We start from the raw sequence: 16,305 nt of genomic DNA, 5'->3' as shown, positions 1-16,305 counted from the left end.
CGGCAGCGCCATGGAGGTGATACAAAGAACGCCTTGCGGCAAATTGGCATTCGCCTCTCGCCGGGGATGGCCTAGATGTAAGTCAGACCGTGACCCCTGAAGAGGCAACACATGCCCATCAAGACCATCTGTATTTATGGCGCCGGCGCCCTTGGCGGCGCCATCGCCGCCAAGCTCGCAGGCAGGGAAGATAGCGACGTCGCCGTCGTCGCGCGTGGGGCGCATCTCGATGCGATCCGCAGCCACGGCCTCAGTCTGCGCGAGGCCGATGCGCAAACCCCGCTCAAGGTACGCGTAACGGCAACCGACGATCCGAAGACATTGCCGCGGCAGGATCTCGTCATCACCGGCCTCAAGGGACATCAGCTGTCGCCTGCCGCCGAAGGGATCGCCGGTCTGCTCAAGCAAGGCACCCGCGTCGTCATGATCCTCAACGGCATTCCATGGTGGTATTTCCATCGCGATCCCAGGAGCGGACATCAGGAACTGCAATTCGACGAGCTCGATCCCGGCGGCAGGCTCTGGCGGCTGATCAGCCCGGAACGCGTGATCGGCTGCGTCGCCTATCAAGGCGCGGAAGTGGTCAAGCCAGGCGAGATCCAACTTTCCCACAAAGGCCGCTTCGTACTTGGCGAGCCCTCCGGTGAAATGTCTGCCGAGCTTTCGGCCATAGCAGCGGTGCTGAGCGGCGCCGATCTCAATATTACGACCACGGCCGACATCCGCAGTGAAATCTGGAGCAAGTTGATGGGCAACGCCGCCTTCAACCCGATCAGCGCTCTGACACGGGCGCTGATTACCGACATCATGGCGGATCCGGCGCTCATGGACATGGTGAGCAAGGTCATGAAGGAAGTGCGCGCTGTCGGCGATGCGGTCGGTGCGGATTTCGCCATGTCTGTCGAGCAGCGGCTGGAGCAGTCGCGCCACATCGGCGGCGTTCGGACCTCGATGCTGCAGGACCTGATCGGCGGCAAGGCGCTCGAAATTACCCCGCTTGTCGGCATGCTGGTGGCGCTCGGACGCCTGACTGCCGTGCCGACGCCGGTATCGGAGACGATCCTGGCGCTGGTGACGCAGCTGGATCGGGAAAACCGGCGCGGCAACTGACAACCAGGAGAACGGCGGCCATCAGAGCGACCATTCCTTCCCGACATGGCGTGGGAGATTTCCGCCGCCCGCCTTTATGCCATAACTATATTTTTGCCCCTCGCCACGCATGGATTTCCTATCGCAGGCATGGGCTAAAGGGGCCGATTTCCAACTTTTCGTTAACTGGCATGCTGGTAAAATCTCGTCGCCAAGTTATCAGACGCCGCGAGACCGATGCCGAAACCGAATTTCCGCTTCACCCATTACGATCTCAAGGAACAGCGAGCCGGAACGATCGTCGAGGTGTCGCTGAATGCGGTGAACAATGTTCGTCTGATGACGGCGCCGAACTTCCAGCGTTTCACCGAGGTTCTCGATTTCAAATATATCGGCGGCGTGGCGCGCAAGTCGCCGGTCAAGCTCGCCGTTCCGGAAAGCGGCCACTGGCATGTCGTCGTCGACATGGAAGGCCATCACGGGCTCGCGGAATCCGCCGTCAAGGTGATCGCCGCGCCTGTCAATCAGAAGACACCACGCCCTTCCTGAGCTTTGCAGCACCGGCATCTTTTCTGACGCGCCAGGACAGGCACGGACGTGCTTTGTCGACAAACCGTGATCACGAGACGCCCAATCGTACTGATCTTGATCACGATCAATGAATCATCCCGAGTCGTCGTTCACAATTCTCAGTCGCGGGGCTTCCACCACGCCGCCAGCTGCAGTCCGCTCCCATTCATACTCGGATCGCCGAGAGAGGAACAGCAGACGAAGATCTCATCACCTGGGGCAGCCCATGACTTCGAACCCGATCGATCGTGTCACTGATATCATCGATCCCGGCGATGCACTCGGTGAAGTCCTTTTCGGACTGATCATGGCGCTGACTTTGACGGTCGGCTCGAGACTTGTTTTTGAAGAAGAGGGGTTGGATGCTCAGGAGTTGATCGTCGCAACAGTCGGATGCAACGTTGCCTGGGGGATCATTGACGCCGTTTTGTTCGTTCTGGGGACGACGTTTTACAAGAGCAGGCGGCTGCGCCTTTTTCGGCAAATCAAAGCCGCCGGAAGCGAGACTGCGGCGCTCAACATGCTCGCGAAAGAATTCCCGATCGAAGAAGCACCGTTTTCTGCAAAGGCTGCCGATGCAGACGCGCTTTATAGATCACTGCTGACGCTCGCACGCAGGGCCGATCCTGTGAGGGCGTCTCTATCGAAAAATGATCTCCTTGCCGCCCTCGCGGTCGTTTTTCTCGTCTCGGTCACGTCCATTCCGGCCGTGACCCCTTTCTTTCTCATCGACAGCGCCCACCTCGCTCTGAGAGTCAGCAACCTGTTTCTCATCATGCTGCTGTTCGTGACGGGTTATGCGTGGGCGAAATTTTCGGGAGGCAGGCCTTTTTATGCGGGGATGACGATGACTTGCCTCGGATTGCTTCTGGTCGCCATAGCGGTCGCTCTTGGCGGTTAACCCCGCCCACGCGTCAGCGCGGATTGCGTTCTTTGCGCAGCTTCGCCCACCATTCCAGCCGCTTACGGATATCCCGCTCGAAGCCGCGCTCCGGCGGATCGTAGAAAGTCTGGCGGCCCATCTTCTCCGGAAAATAATCCTGGCCTGAAAAGGCGTCCGGCTCGTCGTGATCGTAGCGATAGCCCTCGCCGTAACCCTCGCCCTTCATCAATTTCGTCGGCGCGTTGAGGATATGCTTCGGCGGCAGCAGCGAGCCGTTCTGCTTTGCGGCCTGGCTTGCGGCCTTGAAAGCGGTGTAGACGGCATTCGATTTCGGCGCGGTGGCGAGATAGACGCAGGCTTGCGCCAGCGCCAGCTCCCCTTCCGGCGATCCGAGATAGTCATAGGCATCCTTGGCGGCGTTGCAGATCACCAGCGCCTGCGGATCGGCAAGCCCGATATCCTCCACCGCCATGCGCACCAAACGCCGGCCGAGATAGAGCGGATCCTCGCCGGCATCGAACATGCGGGCAAGATAATAGAGCGCAGCATCCGGATCCGAGCCGCGCACCGACTTATGCAGCGCCGAAATCAGATTGTAGTGGCCGTCCTGCGCCTTGTCGTAGACTGGGGCGCGGCGCTGGACGATACGCGTCAACGCTTCGGTATCGAAGCTCTCGCCCTCGCGGGCAGCACGCCAGACCTCTTCGGCGAGCGTCAGCACGGCGCGGCCGTCGCCATCGGCCATGCGGATCAGGCTGGCGCGCGCCTCCTCGGTCAGCGGCAGCGGCTTCTGCTCAATCGCCTCGGCGCGCGTCAGCAATTCCTCCAGGCTCTCCTCGTCATGTGACTTGAAAGTGAGGACGCGGGCGCGCGACAACAGAGCGGCGTTGAGCTCGAAGGAGGGATTTTCGGTGGTGGCGCCGACGAGAATGACGGTGCCGTCCTCCATAACAGGCAGGAAACTGTCCTGCTGGGCGCGGTTGAAACGATGAATCTCATCGACGAACAGCAGCGTCTGGCGACCGTCCATGCGGCGCATGCGAGCCGCCTCGAAAACCTTCTTCAGATCGGCGACGCCGGAAAAGATCGCCGATATCTGCTCGAAGGCCAGCCCCGCCTCACCGGAAAGCAGCCGCGCCACCGTCGTTTTGCCGGTGCCTGGCGGACCCCAGAAGATCATCGATCCGAGCGAACCACTTTCGATCATCCTCTTCAGCACGCCGTCCTCACCGGTCAGATGTTCCTGACCGGTGACATCGGCAAGCGTCTTCGGCCGCAACCGGTCGGCAAGCGGCCGCCTGGCGGCAACCTCTTCCGGAACACGCGGCGCGAAGAGATCATTGCTCATCGGAAGAACTGCCTGATACGCTGGCCATCGCGCTCGATCTCGACCCGCCAGAGACCGGGATCGCTGCTGGCTATCTCGGCCAGTTCTTTGGTCGATTTTACTTCCGTTCCGTTGATCGAAACGATGATATCCTTGGGCTCAAAACCCAGACGAGCAGCCGGGGAATCCTGCTTGACATCGGCAACGACGACACCCGCCGATTCCGAGGGCATGCGCAATTCATCTGCGACGCGCGGCGACAGGTTTTCGACGACGGCGCCGGTAAAGGGCGTCCGCCCGCCAATGACGCGCTGGTCACGAGGCGAGGTCTCCGGCGCGCGGTCGAGCGCCAGCGACAACTGCTGCTCGTGGCCGTTTTCGATGACGGTAAGATTGACCGTTTTGCCGAGGCCGGCTGTGGTCAGGCGATAGAGCAACGCGTCCGGATGCTCGACGGCGATGCCGTTGACTGACGTGACGATCTGGCCGGCCTTCAGCCCGGCCTTCGCCGCCGGGCCGCCTTCCGAAACCTTGACGACGAGTGCGCCGCGCACTTTGTTGAGCCCAAGGGCTTCGGCGACTTCCGACGTCACTGCATCGAAGCTCGCGCCGACATAGGGCCGCTCGAAGGATTTGACGCCGGCATCGGCGGAAGCGAGGAAGACTTTGACGAGATTGGCGGGAATGGCAAAGCCGATGCCGTTCGAGCCGCCGCCGCGCGAGAAGATCGCGGTGTTGATGCCGATCAGCTCGCCCTTCATGTTCATCAGCGCACCGCCGGAATTGCCCGGATTGATCGAGGCGTCAGTCTGGATGAAGAAGCCGAACTCGTTCTTGACCACCTGGTTGCGGGCAAGTGCGGAGACGATACCGCTCGTCACCGTCTGGCCGACACCGAAGGGATTGCCGATCGCCAGCACGAGATCGCCGACCTCGACGGTATCGGAATTGCCGATCGGTAGTGTCGGGAAGTTTTCCTTGGTGTCGATCTTCAGCACGGCGAGGTCGACGCGGTCGTCGCGCAGCACCACCTTGCAGGGGAATTCGCGGCCATCTGACAGCGCCACCTTGATATCGTCGGCGCCTTCGACGACGTGGTTGTTGGTGACGACAGTGCCGTTCGCCTCGACAATGACGCCGGAACCGAGCGAGGACTGCTTTTCGGATCGATTCGGCATCTGCTGGCCGAAAAACTGCTCGAAGAAGGGATCGCCCGCAAAGGGCGACTGGCGCTGGATGATCTTTTCCGCATAGACGTTGACGACTGCGCCCGACGTCTGCTTGACGAGCGGCGCGAAGGAGAGCTGCATCTGCATCTGGCTCTCAGGCACCGTCTTTGCCGTCTGCGCCTGGGCCGCAGCCGGCAGAACGAGCATCAGAGCGAAGAGCGAAACGGAGGCGCGCTTGAACAGGCCTTGCATGGGTATCCCTTTTGAATCCTCTTGAGCAACGTTGTAGCGTCCGACGCTAGAAAGGAAAGAGGGCGGAAGCATGGAAGAATAAGGCAAGGGAGTGCCTTGATGGCGCTGCGAATTTGATTCAGGAAGGTCAACCATGCAACTGATATCAAAAGCTAAAATCTGGGCAAAGTCACTGAAGCGTGACATCGTTGCGCTGTGGCTTGCCGCCCGCGATCCTCGCGTGCCCTGGTATGCGAAAGCGGTCGCCGGCGCCGTCGCAGCCTATGCGCTTTCGCCGATCGATCTGATCCCCGATTTCATTCCCGTGCTCGGCTATCTCGACGATCTCGTCATCGTTCCGCTCGGCATCTTGCTGGCGACGCGGCTCGTGCCGGCAGAGGTGATGGCTGCGCTTCGCGTGGAAGCGGCTAGGCGGATCGAACGCCCTTCCGGCCGGGCCGGATTGATCTTCATCCTTGTCGTCTGGCTCGCCTGCATCATCTTTCTGGCTCTGGCGGTGCGCAAGCTGATTTGATCGGCAGTAAAGGAAGAAGATGATGACATGGCGAATGTCGGCCGCGCTCGGTTTGGCGATCCTGATTTTCTCATCGGATCTGGCATGGTCGGCGAGTTTCGATTGTGATGCGAAGGAATTGAAGCCGGACGAAAAGGCGATCTGCGACAATCGCGTCCTCAACGACGCCGACGTCAAGATGGTGACGACCTTCGAGCTGCTCTCCGGTCTGCTGGCCATGGGCTCGCGCGGAACATTGCAGGACGAGCAGACCGCCTGGCTGAAGAAGCGGCAGGAATGCGGGGGCGACGCCGCCTGTATCAAGGCTGCCTATGACGAGCGGATGAAGCAGCTCGGCGAGACCTACAAAAACATCAACCGACCGCTTTGACAGCGGCCGCGCCGCTGGACTCTTAATCAGGGGTCGTAGTTTCGACTACTCAGCGGGCGTTGAGATCCCGCACGGCGCCGCGGTCGGCGCTGGTTGCGAAAGCCGCATAGGCCTTCAGCGCGGTGGTGACGTTGCGCTTGCGAATCTCGGTCGGCTGCCAGCCCTTGCCTTCCTGCTCGGCGTGGCGGGCGGCGAGTTCGGCCTCGCTGACACGCAGGCTGATCGTGCGGTTCGGGATATCGATATCGATCATGTCGCCTTCGCGCACCAGGCCGATCGTGCCGCCATTCGCCGCTTCCGGCGAGACATGGCCGATCGAGAGGCCGGAGGTACCGCCGGAGAAGCGGCCGTCGGTAATCAGCGCGCAGGCCTTGCCGAGGCCCTTCGACTTCAGATAGCTCGTCGGATAGAGCATTTCCTGCATGCCGGGGCCGCCCTTCGGGCCTTCGTAACGGATGACGACGACGTCGCCGGCCTTGATCTCGTTGGCGAGGATCGCCTTGACCGACGCATCCTGGCTTTCGAAGACGCGGGCCGGGCCGGAGAATTTCAGGATCGATTCATCGACGCCGGCCGTCTTGACGATGCAGCCGTCCACTGCGAGATTACCCTTCAGCACAGCAAGACCGCCATCCTTGGAGAAGGGGTGTTCGACAGAGCGGATGACGCCGTTCTGGCGATCGGTGTCGAGCTCGTCCCAACGAGCTTCCTGGCTGAAGGCGACCTGGGTCGGGATGCCGCCGGGAGCGGCGCGATAGAAGTTGCGGACGGTTTCGCTGTTGGTGCGGGTGATGTCCCAGCGATCAATCGCATCGCCGAGCGTCTCGGCATGGACGGTCGGACAATCGCGGTTCAGGAGCCCACCCTTATCGAGTTCTCCGAGGATCGACATGATGCCGCCAGCGCGGTGGACATCTTCCATATGCACATCGCTCTTGGCGGGCGCGACCTTCGATAGGCATGGCACGCGGCGCGACAGTGCGTCGATATCGGCCATGGTGAAATCGACCTCGCCTTCGTGGGCCGCTGCAAGGATGTGCAGGACCGTGTTGGTCGAACCGCCCATGGCGATATCGAGCGCCATGGCATTCTCGAAAGCCTGCTTGGAGGCGATGGTGCGTGGCAGCGCCTTGACGTCGTCCTGCTCGTAATAGCGGCGGGCGAGATCGACGATCAGGTGGCCGGCCTCGACGAAGAGGCGCTTACGATCGGCATGGGTGGCAAGCGTCGAGCCGTTGCCGGGCAGCGACAGGCCGAGCGCCTCCGTCAGGCAATTCATCGAGTTTGCGGTGAACATGCCGGAGCACGAACCGCAGGTCGGACAGGCTGAACGCTCGATGACCTTGACGTCGTCATCGGAGATCTTGTCATCGGCAGCCGCGACCATGGCGTCGACGAGGTCAAGCGCATGTGTCTTCCCATGCAGCACGACCTTGCCCGCTTCCATAGGACCGCCGGAGACGAAGACGGTCGGGATGTTGAGGCGCAGCGACGCCATCAGCATGCCGGGAGTGATCTTGTCGCAGTTGGAGATGCAGACCATGGCGTCGGCGCAATGGGCATTGACCATGTATTCGACGCTGTCGGCGATCAACTCGCGCGAGGGCAGCGAGTAGAGCATGCCGTCATGGCCCATGGCGATGCCGTCATCGACGGCGATCGTATTGAACTCCTTGGCGACGCCGCCGGCCGCCTCGATTTCGCGAGCGACGAGCTGGCCGAGATCCTTCAGATGCACATGGCCGGGAACGAACTGGGTGAAGGAATTCACCACCGCGATGATCGGCTTGCCGAAATCCGAATCCTTCATGCCCGTGGCGCGCCATAGGCCGCGCGCGCCCGCCATGTTGCGGCCATGGGTCGTGGTTCTGGAACGGTAAGCTGGCATCGGTGTCTTCCTCGACATGTCGGAAACATCAGGCGAAGCCGGGCCGGCAATGAAGCCTGCGGGCCGGGCGAACGCCGCTTTTTGGAATTGTCCTAATCCAATCGATGGGGGCTGTCACTACCGGCAAGGCCAAATCCGGTACGCTGCCGGGAGAAGCGCGTTGAGCGCAATTCGAATATATACGGTTCGGCGGGACCTTTGGTTACACCCTATTCCATCACAGCCGAACACAAAAAATTGGCTTCCTGTCAGCAATATTCAAGGCATAGAAATTGATCCGAACATGCGGGCGGTTCGTTTAAGGACTATATTCGGAATATCCGCCCTGGAGGTTTTCGACATGCCAAGCTATCGCCCCCCAAGGATCGCGTCGTCGGAGATCACGCCGCGCCAGCTCTATCTGCGTCGCCGTGAGTTCCTGGGCGCAGCGACGCTTGGCGCCATGGCGCTCTATGGCGCCGGCAAGGCGAGCGCGGCCGCCCTTTCCGCCGTCGAGAGCAAGTACAAGGTCGATGGGAAGACGACGCCGATCAAGGACGTCACGACCTACAATAATTTCTATGAGTTCGGTCTCGACAAGGGCGACCCCGCCGCTCTCTCCGGCGATTTCAAGCCGCTGCCCTGGACGGTCAAGGTCGACGGCATGGTCAACAAGCCAGGCACCTTCGACGTCGAGGCGCTGATGAAGGAATTCCCGATCGAGGAGCGCACCTATCGGATGCGCTGCGTCGAGGCCTGGTCGATGGTCATTCCATGGAACGGGTTTCCGCTGGCGGCGCTGCTCGACAAGGTGGAGCCGCTCGGCAGCGCCAAATATGTCGCCTTCGAAACCGTCGTGCGACCGGAGGAGATGCCGGGGCAGAAGGGCTTCTTTCAGTCGCTCGACTGGCCCTATGTCGAGGGGCTGCGGCTGGACGAGGCGCGCCACCCGCTGACGCTGCTTGCCGTCGGGCTTTATGGTGAAACGCTACCGAACCAGAATGGTGCGCCGATCCGGCTTGTTGTGCCGTGGAAATACGGCTTCAAGGGCATCAAGTCGATCGTCAGGATCACGCTCACCGACCAGCAGCCGAAGAACACCTGGCAGGTGACCAATCCGCAGGAATACGGCTTCTACGCCAACGTCAACCCGGCCGTCGACCATCCGCGCTGGAGTCAGGCAAGCGAGAGGCGCATCGGCGAAAGCGGCTTCTTCGGCGCAAGCCGCCGCCCCACCCTGCCCTTCAACGGCTATGCCGACGAGGTGGCGAGCCTTTATGCCGGCATGGACCTGAAGGCGAATTTCTGATGGCCGAACTGTCGCTTGCCATCCCGAAGCGCTGGCAGCCTGCCTCCGTCTGGCTGCTTTATGTCGGCGGGCTCGTGCCCGCCGCCTGGGCCTTTTATCTCGGCGCGACCGATCAGCTCGGCGCCGATCCGGTCAAGACCTTCGAGCTCTTCCTTGGCATCTGGACAATCCGCTTTTTGATTCTGACGCTTGCCGTCTCCCCTGCCCGCGAGCTTTTCGGCTGGAACTATCTGCGCTATCGCCGCGCGCTCGGCTTGCTGACCTTTTACTACGCGCTGATGCATTTTACCGTCTACATGGTGCTCGACCAGGCGATCGAAATTCAGGCCGTCATCAATGACGTGTTGAAGCGCCCGTTCATCATGTTCGGCATGGCCGGCCTTGCGATGCTTATTCCCCTGGCGGTGACTTCCAATAACCTCTCGATCCGTCGCCTCGGCAACACCTGGATCTGGCTGCACCGCCTCGTCTACATCATTGCCGCCTGCGGGGCTCTGCATTTTGCGCTTTCGACCAAGATCCTCGATCTCCAGCAGTTTATTTATGTGGGTTTGATTATCGCGCTCATCCTCTACCGCTCTTGGCGGCCGATCGCACGCAGTCGGAAAAAAAGCCAGGGGCGGCAACGCAATCGTGCGGCGGCGTCGGTTTCCTGACGGTAGTCAGCCGAGTCTCAACGACGCGCGGGATCAAAGGCACAGGCTGCGGCGATGCCGACCGCGTAGGCGAGTATGTTCCAGAGGGAAAATATCCGGCCGAGCAACAAGGCGCCTGCAGTCGTCAGCCGAAACGCGTCCAACCCGGGCGTATGATAAAGCCGGAACAATTCGACCGAGATTGCTATGAAAAGCGCCATGACCGCAATGACCGCCCGCGGTGACCTTCCGAAGACGAGCGCCACCAGCAGATAGACCATCGCTCCCCAGAGCGCCGACCCGCCATATTTGACAACGACGAAAGGCAGATCGACCGCGTAGCCCAAGCGCCTGAGGGCCAGGCCGACCGCAATCACCACAAACACAGCCGCGAGACGGAGGAACTGCGATCGGGAATGTGCTTCGCGCAGAGAACCTTCCACCTTAATCTCCAGGGTTTGGTAAGCGGTGTCGCTGCCGCACCTTGACCAAGATGCTTTAGGCAGTTTCGATGATTGCCGCCATGGCTGCTTTGCGCCGGACACGGACATCTTGGCGTCCTAAACTTTCTCTATTTCTTCCGTCAATTGAATCATAGCCGCCTGGGATATCGCCAATGGGATGGGAAGTACTCGGGCAATGGGGTGAAGATGCGGTTCGCATCGAACGACTGACGGGTGGAGTTGCCAACGGCGTGTGGAGCGTTCGCGTCCACGGGCAGATCGCGGTCGGTGGTCTCGGCAGCCGGACCAACGCCGATCTCGCATGGGAAACCGAGCTGATCCAATACCTCGACAGTGAAGGCATGCACGTTCCAGTGCCGACCCCGACGACGGACGGCCGGCTGTTCGTGGACGGGCTGGTGGTGATGAAATACATGGAGGGCGGAGCGCCCGAGACAGGGTCCGACTGGCGTCGCGTGGCCGACACGCTCCGCGAGCTGCATCGGTTGACACAGGGCTGGCCGCAGCGTCCGGGCTGGCGATCGTCGACCGACCTCCTTCACGCGGAAACCGGAACGAGGATCAACCTTGCCGCGATGCCGCCCGAGGGCGTTATTCGATGTCGCGCAGCGTGGGCGCGGCTCGCCGGACGTCAGAGATGCGTTGTCCACGGCAATCCCAACAGCCCTGGCAACGTCCGCATAACCCCCGACCGGGTCGGGTTGATCGACTGGGACGAGTCACATGTCGACGCTCCCGACCTCGACCTGGTGCTGCCCGGCAACGCTGCCGGTCTCGACGACGGCGCGCACGACATCGCCGCGCAAGCGTCAGCCGCATGGGAAGCCGCCGTCTGCTGGCAGGACGACTACGCCGCCAAGCGGCTCGCTGAAGTTCGAGCGGTCTGAGCAGTTTCGGCGGATCGATGGGCCGCATCCATGTCGGGAGCTTCCGGCGACAGCATTGCGCCAAAAGGAGCCTTTACGCACGCGCATGGACAAAGAAAAACAGCCGGGCTTTGCAGCCCGGCTGTTCCGTTTCCGGCGAAGCGGAAAATTTAAGCAGCGACGGCCTGCTCTTCGGCAGCAACGCGGGCCTTGTCGGCTGCGCCCTTGGCATAGGTGTCGCGATCAACGAATTCGATCACGGCCAAAGCGGCGTTGTCGCCCTGGCGGAAGCCGGCCTTCATGATGCGCAGGTAGCCGCCGTTGCGGGTGGCGTAGCGCGTTGCGATCGTGTCGAACAGCTTCGAAACGACGGCGGCATCGCGGATCTGCGAGATCGCCTGGCGGCGAGCATGCAGGTCACCGCGCTTGCCGAGCGTGACGAGCTTCTCGACGATCGGACGGATTTCCTTGGCCTTCGGCAGGGTCGTGACGATCTGCTCGTGGGTGATGAGCGAAGCCGCCATGTTGGCGAACATCGCCTTGCGGTGGCTTGCGGTTCTATTCAGCTTGCGGCCGGCTTTACCATGGCGCATTGCTACTCTCCTTTAATGCAGGTGCCCTTACGTTAACCGGGCCTGCCGTTTCCTGGCACATGCAGGCGATCGGCCTGCTGTTTGACGGGGAAAGGCAGCCGAAAGAGCCTGCCTTTTTGGTTTTTAATACTGGTCTTCGTAACGCTTGGCGAGATCTTCGATGTTCTCGGGCGGCCATGCCGGCACTTCCATGCCGAGGTGCAGGCCCATGGAAGCGAGAACTTCCTTGATTTCGTTCAGCGACTTGCGACCAAAATTCGGTGTGCGGAGCATTTCTGCTTCGGTCTTCTGAATGAGGTCGCCGATGTAGACGATGTTGTCGTTCTTCAGGCAGTTTGCCGAACGGACCGACAGTTCGAGTTCGTCCACCTTCTTGAGCAGAGCCGGGTTGAAAGCGAGTTCGGTGACTGCTTCCTCTTCGGTTTCCTTCTGCGGCTCGTCGAAGTTGACGAAGACGCCAAGCTGATCCTGGAGGATGCGCGCCGCGAAAGCGACGGCGTCTTCGCCGGTGATCGAGCCATCGGTTTCGATGGTCATGTTCAGCTTGTCGTAGTCGAGAACCTGTCCTTCGCGGGTATTTTCAACCTTGTAGGACACCTTCTTGACCGGCGAATAGAGGCTGTCGACCGGTATGAGACCGATCGGAGCATCTTCCGCACGATTGCGCTCGGCCGGAACGTAGCCCTTGCCGTTGTTGACGGTGAATTCCATGCGGATCTCGGCGCCCTCGTCGAGCGTGCAGATCACATGCTCGGGATTGAGGATTTCGATATCGCCGACCGTCTGGATATCGCCAGCCGTGACAACGCCCGGGCCCTGCTTGCGCACGACCATGCGCTTCGCGTCGTCGCCATCCATCTTGATGGCGATTTCCTTGATGTTGAGCACGATATCCGTGACGTCTTCGCGGACGCCCGGAATCGAGGAGAATTCATGCAGCACGCCGTCGATCTGCACCGCCGTGACGGCGGCACCGCGCAGCGAGGAGAGCAGAACGCGGCGCAGTGCGTTGCCGAGGGTGAGGCCGAAGCCGCGCTCCAGCGGTTCGGCAACGAGCGTCGCCCTGGTGCGCGAGCTCGAGGAGAACTCCACCTTGTTCGGCTTGATCAGTTCCTGCCAGTTCTTCTGAATCATGAGTTTGCCTTCCGTTCGTTGCCACCATCCAATCGTGACAACCGAGCTTGAAAACCACCAGGAGCGCCAGGGCGCTCACCGGTGACGAGAGCGATGATCAGACGCGGCGCTTCTTGCGCGGACGGCAGCCATTGTGCGGGATCGGCGTCACGTCGCGGATGGACGTGATCATGAAACCTGCAGCCTGGAGCGCGCGCAGAGCCGATTCACGACCCGAACCCGGACCGCAGACTTCGACTTCCAGCGACTTCATGCCGTGTTCCTGGGCCTTCTTGGCGCAGTCTTCGGCAGCGATCTGGGCAGCGAAGGGGGTCGACTTGCGCGAGCCCTTGAAGCCCTTGGCGCCAGCCGACGACCAGGCGATCGCATTGCCCTGCGCATCAGTGATGGTGATCATCGTGTTGTTGAAGGTCGAGTTGACGTGAGCGACACCCGACGAGATATTCTTGCGCTCGCGACGGCGAACGCGGACGGCTTCCTTAGCCATGCTATTCCTTTCGTTGATCTCTTCACCGCCGTAATACCAGCGGCTACACCGGAACGGCGCCTATATGGTCCCGCTCCAAACTCAAAAGAGGCCAGCGCGGACCGCCAGCCTCCCCACCCCGGTTTCCCGGAAATTACTTCTTCTTGCCAGCGATTGCCTTTGCCGGACCCTTGCGGGTGCGGGCATTGGTGTGCGTGCGCTGGCCGCGGACCGGAAGGCCGCGACGATGACGCAGGCCGCGGTAGCAGCCGAGATCCATCAGACGCTTGATGTTCATCGCGGTTTCGCGACGAAGATCACCCTCGACCTGATAATCACGGTCGATGGTTTCGCGGATCTGAAGGACTTCAGCGTCCGTCAGCTGATGCACACGACGTTCAGCCGGAATACCGACCTTCTCGACGATTTCCTGTGCGAATTTCGGACCGATCCCGTGAATGTAGGTCAGCGCGATGACCACGCGCTTTGCAGTCGGGATGTTGACGCCAGCGATACGTGCCACGCCTGTTCTCCTTGCATTCCAGTTGCCATCCGGCAAGTGGGCTTCGTTATGCGGTCCTTGAGAACCGCCCGTTCAAATTAGGTCCGCAACATGTCAATACGACCGAACCCGGACTTCCCTGGGAAATCCGCGCCGATCGCATGGAATGTCGCGAGTTGGCGCGGTGTTTAGCGGAATCACTGCTGAAAAGCAACCGTTCCGCCAAGTTTTATTTTCAAAGCCTTAAAGCTTGGAAAGAATGGCTTCGACTTCGGCGGTCACCTGATCTATCTCCGCCATGCCGTCCACGGACTTGAGTTTGCCCTTGGCATGGTAGTAGCCGATCAGCGGTGAGGTCTCCTTGTAATAGACCTGCAGCCGGGCCGTCATGGTTTCCGGAGTGTCGTCCGGGCGGCGCTTGAAGTGGGTGGAACCGCACTTGTCGCACACGCCTTCATTGGCCGGAACCTTGTCAGTGTCATGATAGACGCTGCCGCACTGTGCGCAGGAATAGCGGCCGGCAACACGACGGACCAGTTCGGCATCGTCGACACGGAATTCGATGACGACAGAGAGACCTAGACCCTTCGCCCTCAGCATCGCCTCGGTGGCGTCCGCCTGGACGAGCGTCCTGGGGAAACCGTCGAGAATGAAACCGTTGGCGCAATCGGGCTGATCGATTCGCTCGGAGACAATGGCGATGACGATCTCGTCCGAGACCAGCTTGCCGGCATCCATCACCGCTTTGGCGCGCTTGCCGACCTCCGTACCGGCGTTGACCGCCGCACGCAGCATGTCTCCCGTAGAAAGCTGCGGAATGCCGTGCTTTTCGACGATCCGCTGGGCCTGGGTTCCCTTGCCCGCGCCCGGCGGCCCCAAAAGGATAAGTCTCATCGCCCCCTCTTTCCTCCTCGCAACTTCGATTTCTTGATCAGGCCTTCGTATTGCTGCGCGATCAGGTGACCCTGGATCTGTGCAACCGTATCAAGAGTTACGCTAACCACGATCAAAAGCGAAGTCCCACCAAGGGATAATGGAATGCCGGTTTGCGACACCAGAATCTCCGGGAGGATGCAGACGAAGACGAGATAGATGGCGCCAATCACCGTGATGCGGGTCAGCACGTAGTCAATATATTCGGCAGTGCGCTCACCCGGACGGATGCCGGGAATGAAGCCGCCATGCTTCTTCAGATTGTCGGCCGTGTCCTTCGGATTGAAGACGATGGCCGTATAGAAGAAAGCGAAGAAGGCGATCAGCGCCGCATAGAGCACCATGTAGAGCGGCTGGCCATGACCGAGGGCGGCAACGATCGACGTCGCCCAGGCAGGCATCGCCGTGGTGTTGGCAAAACCCGCGACCGTCGCCGGCAGAAGCAGGAGCGAAGAGGCAAAGATCGCCGGGATCACGCCCGATGTGTTGAGCTTCAGCGGCAGGTGCGACGTATCGCCCTGGAACATACGGTTGCCGACCTGGCGCTTCGGATACTGGATCAGCAGCCGGCGCTGGGCGCGCTCCACGAAGACGATGACACCGATGACGGCGATCGCGACAATGATGACGAGCAGGATGAGGCCGGTCGACAGCGCGCCGGTGCGGCCGAGTTCGAGCGTGCCGGCAAGAGCGCTCGGAAGGCCGGCTGCGATACCGGCGAAGATAATCAGCGAAATGCCGTTGCCAATACCGCGCGAGGTGATCTGCTCGCCGAGCCACATCAGGAACATCGTGCCGCCGAGCAGCGTCAGAACGGTGGAAATACGGAAGAACCAGCCCGGATCGACGACAAGACCCTGGCCGCTCTCGAGGCCGGCGGCAATGCCGTATGCCTGGAGCGCACCCAGAATGACGGTGCCGTAGCGGGTGTACTGGTTGATGATCTTGCGACCCTGCTCGCCTTCCTTCTTCAGGTTTTCAAGCGTCGGCACGACCGAAGTCATCAGCTGCACGATGATCGAAGCGGAGATATAGGGCATGATGCCGAGCGCAAAGATCGCCATGCGCTGAACGGCGCCGCCCGAGAACATGTTGAAAAGGCCGAGAATACCGCCTGCCTGGCCGCGGAACGCCTGGGCATAGGCTTCGGGATTGAGACCCGGAAGCGGGATATGGGTGCCGAGCCTGTAGACGAGGAGAGCTGCCAGTGTGAACCACAGGCGCTTCTTCAAATCCTCGGCTTTGGCAAAGGTCGAAAAATTGAGGTTGGATGCCAATTGTTCCGCTGCAGAAGCCATGCGATTCTCCGCCCTACCAATTCCGGCGTCTCTGGGGAAATACCGGCCCCGGAATCAGTATGAA

General features: G+C 60.9%; 18 protein-coding genes. 8 read left to right on the top strand and 10 right to left on the bottom strand.

Annotated elements, in window-relative coordinates; translation table 11 throughout:
• The first annotated feature begins 111 nt into the window (after positions 1-111).
• From NL154_RS07705 to NL154_RS07695, 3 genes are all read left to right on the top strand, one after another.
• Positions 112-1,110: a ketopantoate reductase family protein gene (locus NL154_RS07705; RefSeq protein ID WP_434733863.1), complete on the top strand. Its 999-nt coding sequence runs from the start codon at positions 112-114 to the stop codon at positions 1,108-1,110.
• A gap of 216 nt (positions 1,111-1,326) precedes the next feature.
• Positions 1,327-1,638 (top strand): DUF1883 domain-containing protein, encoded by a 312-nt coding sequence (locus NL154_RS07700; protein WP_210628234.1) that lies wholly within the window; start codon positions 1,327-1,329, stop codon positions 1,636-1,638.
• Positions 1,639-1,885: 247 nt separating this feature from the next.
• Entirely contained in the window at positions 1,886-2,560 is a 675-nt protein-coding gene (locus tag NL154_RS07695) for a VIT1/CCC1 transporter family protein (protein WP_210628235.1), read from the top strand.
• A 13-nt stretch (positions 2,561-2,573) separates the two neighbouring features.
• On the opposite strand, the gene NL154_RS07690 is transcribed toward NL154_RS07695, so the two are convergent.
• Positions 2,574-3,890 carry a replication-associated recombination protein A gene (locus NL154_RS07690; protein ID WP_210628236.1) on the bottom strand — a complete coding sequence of 439 codons (1,317 nt, stop codon included), beginning with the start codon at positions 3,888-3,890 and terminating at the stop codon, positions 2,574-2,576.
• Positions 3,887-5,290, bottom strand: a complete 1,404-nt coding sequence (locus NL154_RS07685) for a DegQ family serine endoprotease (RefSeq protein ID WP_434733862.1) — start codon at positions 5,288-5,290, stop codon at positions 3,887-3,889. The genes NL154_RS07690 and NL154_RS07685 overlap by 4 nt, the downstream gene beginning before the upstream one ends.
• Before the next feature lie 133 nt (positions 5,291-5,423).
• On the opposite strand from NL154_RS07685, the gene NL154_RS07680 reads away from it, so the two are divergent.
• Complete coding sequence (locus NL154_RS07680) at positions 5,424-5,804, top strand: YkvA family protein (protein ID WP_210628238.1); 381 nt, start codon at positions 5,424-5,426, stop codon at positions 5,802-5,804.
• Between the two features lie 19 nt (positions 5,805-5,823).
• Positions 5,824-6,174: a lysozyme inhibitor LprI family protein gene (locus NL154_RS07675; protein ID WP_210628239.1), complete on the top strand. Its 351-nt coding sequence runs from the start codon at positions 5,824-5,826 to the stop codon at positions 6,172-6,174.
• 49 nt (positions 6,175-6,223) lie between these two features.
• Here the strand turns inward: NL154_RS07675 and ilvD are convergent, their stop codons facing one another.
• Positions 6,224-8,062 (bottom strand): dihydroxy-acid dehydratase, encoded by a 1,839-nt coding sequence (gene ilvD / locus NL154_RS07670; RefSeq protein ID WP_434733861.1) that lies wholly within the window; start codon positions 8,060-8,062, stop codon positions 6,224-6,226.
• Between the two features lie 340 nt (positions 8,063-8,402).
• Here ilvD and msrP point away from each other — a divergent pair, with 340 nt between their 5' ends.
• Positions 8,403-9,350, top strand: coding sequence for a protein-methionine-sulfoxide reductase catalytic subunit MsrP (gene msrP / locus NL154_RS07665; protein ID WP_434733860.1), 948 nt, complete (start codon positions 8,403-8,405; stop codon positions 9,348-9,350).
• Complete coding sequence (gene msrQ, locus NL154_RS07660) at positions 9,350-10,006, top strand: protein-methionine-sulfoxide reductase heme-binding subunit MsrQ (protein ID WP_434733859.1); 657 nt, start codon at positions 9,350-9,352, stop codon at positions 10,004-10,006. The genes msrP and msrQ overlap by 1 nt, the downstream gene beginning before the upstream one ends.
• Positions 10,007-10,023: 17 nt before the next feature.
• Here msrQ and NL154_RS07655 read toward each other — a convergent pair whose 3' ends face one another.
• Positions 10,024-10,428 (bottom strand): DUF2809 domain-containing protein, encoded by a 405-nt coding sequence (locus tag NL154_RS07655; RefSeq protein WP_405047679.1) that lies wholly within the window; start codon positions 10,426-10,428, stop codon positions 10,024-10,026.
• A 173-nt stretch (positions 10,429-10,601) separates the two neighbouring features.
• Between NL154_RS07655 and NL154_RS07650 the strand changes: the two genes are divergently transcribed.
• Positions 10,602-11,336, top strand: a complete 735-nt coding sequence (locus NL154_RS07650; protein ID WP_434733858.1) for a phosphotransferase enzyme family protein — start codon at positions 10,602-10,604, stop codon at positions 11,334-11,336.
• A 149-nt stretch (positions 11,337-11,485) separates the two neighbouring features.
• On the opposite strand, the gene rplQ is transcribed toward NL154_RS07650, so the two are convergent.
• From rplQ to secY, 6 genes are all read right to left on the bottom strand, one after another.
• On the bottom strand, positions 11,486-11,908 hold the full coding sequence (rplQ, locus tag NL154_RS07645; protein ID WP_088685497.1) for a 50S ribosomal protein L17: 423 nt from the start codon (positions 11,906-11,908) through the stop codon (positions 11,486-11,488).
• Between the two features lie 123 nt (positions 11,909-12,031).
• Positions 12,032-13,042 (bottom strand): DNA-directed RNA polymerase subunit alpha, encoded by a 1,011-nt coding sequence (locus tag NL154_RS07640; RefSeq protein WP_003547579.1) that lies wholly within the window; start codon positions 13,040-13,042, stop codon positions 12,032-12,034.
• Positions 13,043-13,139: 97 nt separating this feature from the next.
• A complete protein-coding gene (rpsK, locus tag NL154_RS07635; protein ID WP_003547577.1) occupies positions 13,140-13,529 on the bottom strand; it encodes a 30S ribosomal protein S11 in 390 nt (129 codons plus the stop codon).
• A 133-nt stretch (positions 13,530-13,662) separates the two neighbouring features.
• Positions 13,663-14,031 carry a 30S ribosomal protein S13 gene (gene rpsM / locus NL154_RS07630; RefSeq protein ID WP_011424992.1) on the bottom strand — a complete coding sequence of 123 codons (369 nt, stop codon included), beginning with the start codon at positions 14,029-14,031 and terminating at the stop codon, positions 13,663-13,665.
• Positions 14,032-14,253: 222 nt separating this feature from the next.
• Positions 14,254-14,904 (bottom strand): adenylate kinase, encoded by a 651-nt coding sequence (locus NL154_RS07625; RefSeq protein WP_210628244.1) that lies wholly within the window; start codon positions 14,902-14,904, stop codon positions 14,254-14,256.
• Positions 14,901-16,241, bottom strand: a complete 1,341-nt coding sequence (gene secY / locus NL154_RS07620; RefSeq protein WP_085777822.1) for a preprotein translocase subunit SecY — start codon at positions 16,239-16,241, stop codon at positions 14,901-14,903. The genes NL154_RS07625 and secY overlap by 4 nt, the downstream gene beginning before the upstream one ends.
• Positions 16,242-16,305: the final 64 nt, after the last annotated feature.

This window comes from Rhizobium sp. YTUHZ044 (assembly GCF_051123975.1).
Classification (GTDB): domain Bacteria; phylum Pseudomonadota; class Alphaproteobacteria; order Rhizobiales; family Rhizobiaceae; genus Rhizobium.
Note: the sequence above shows the minus strand (reverse complement) of the source record. Positions and strands in the feature narration are given on the sequence as shown.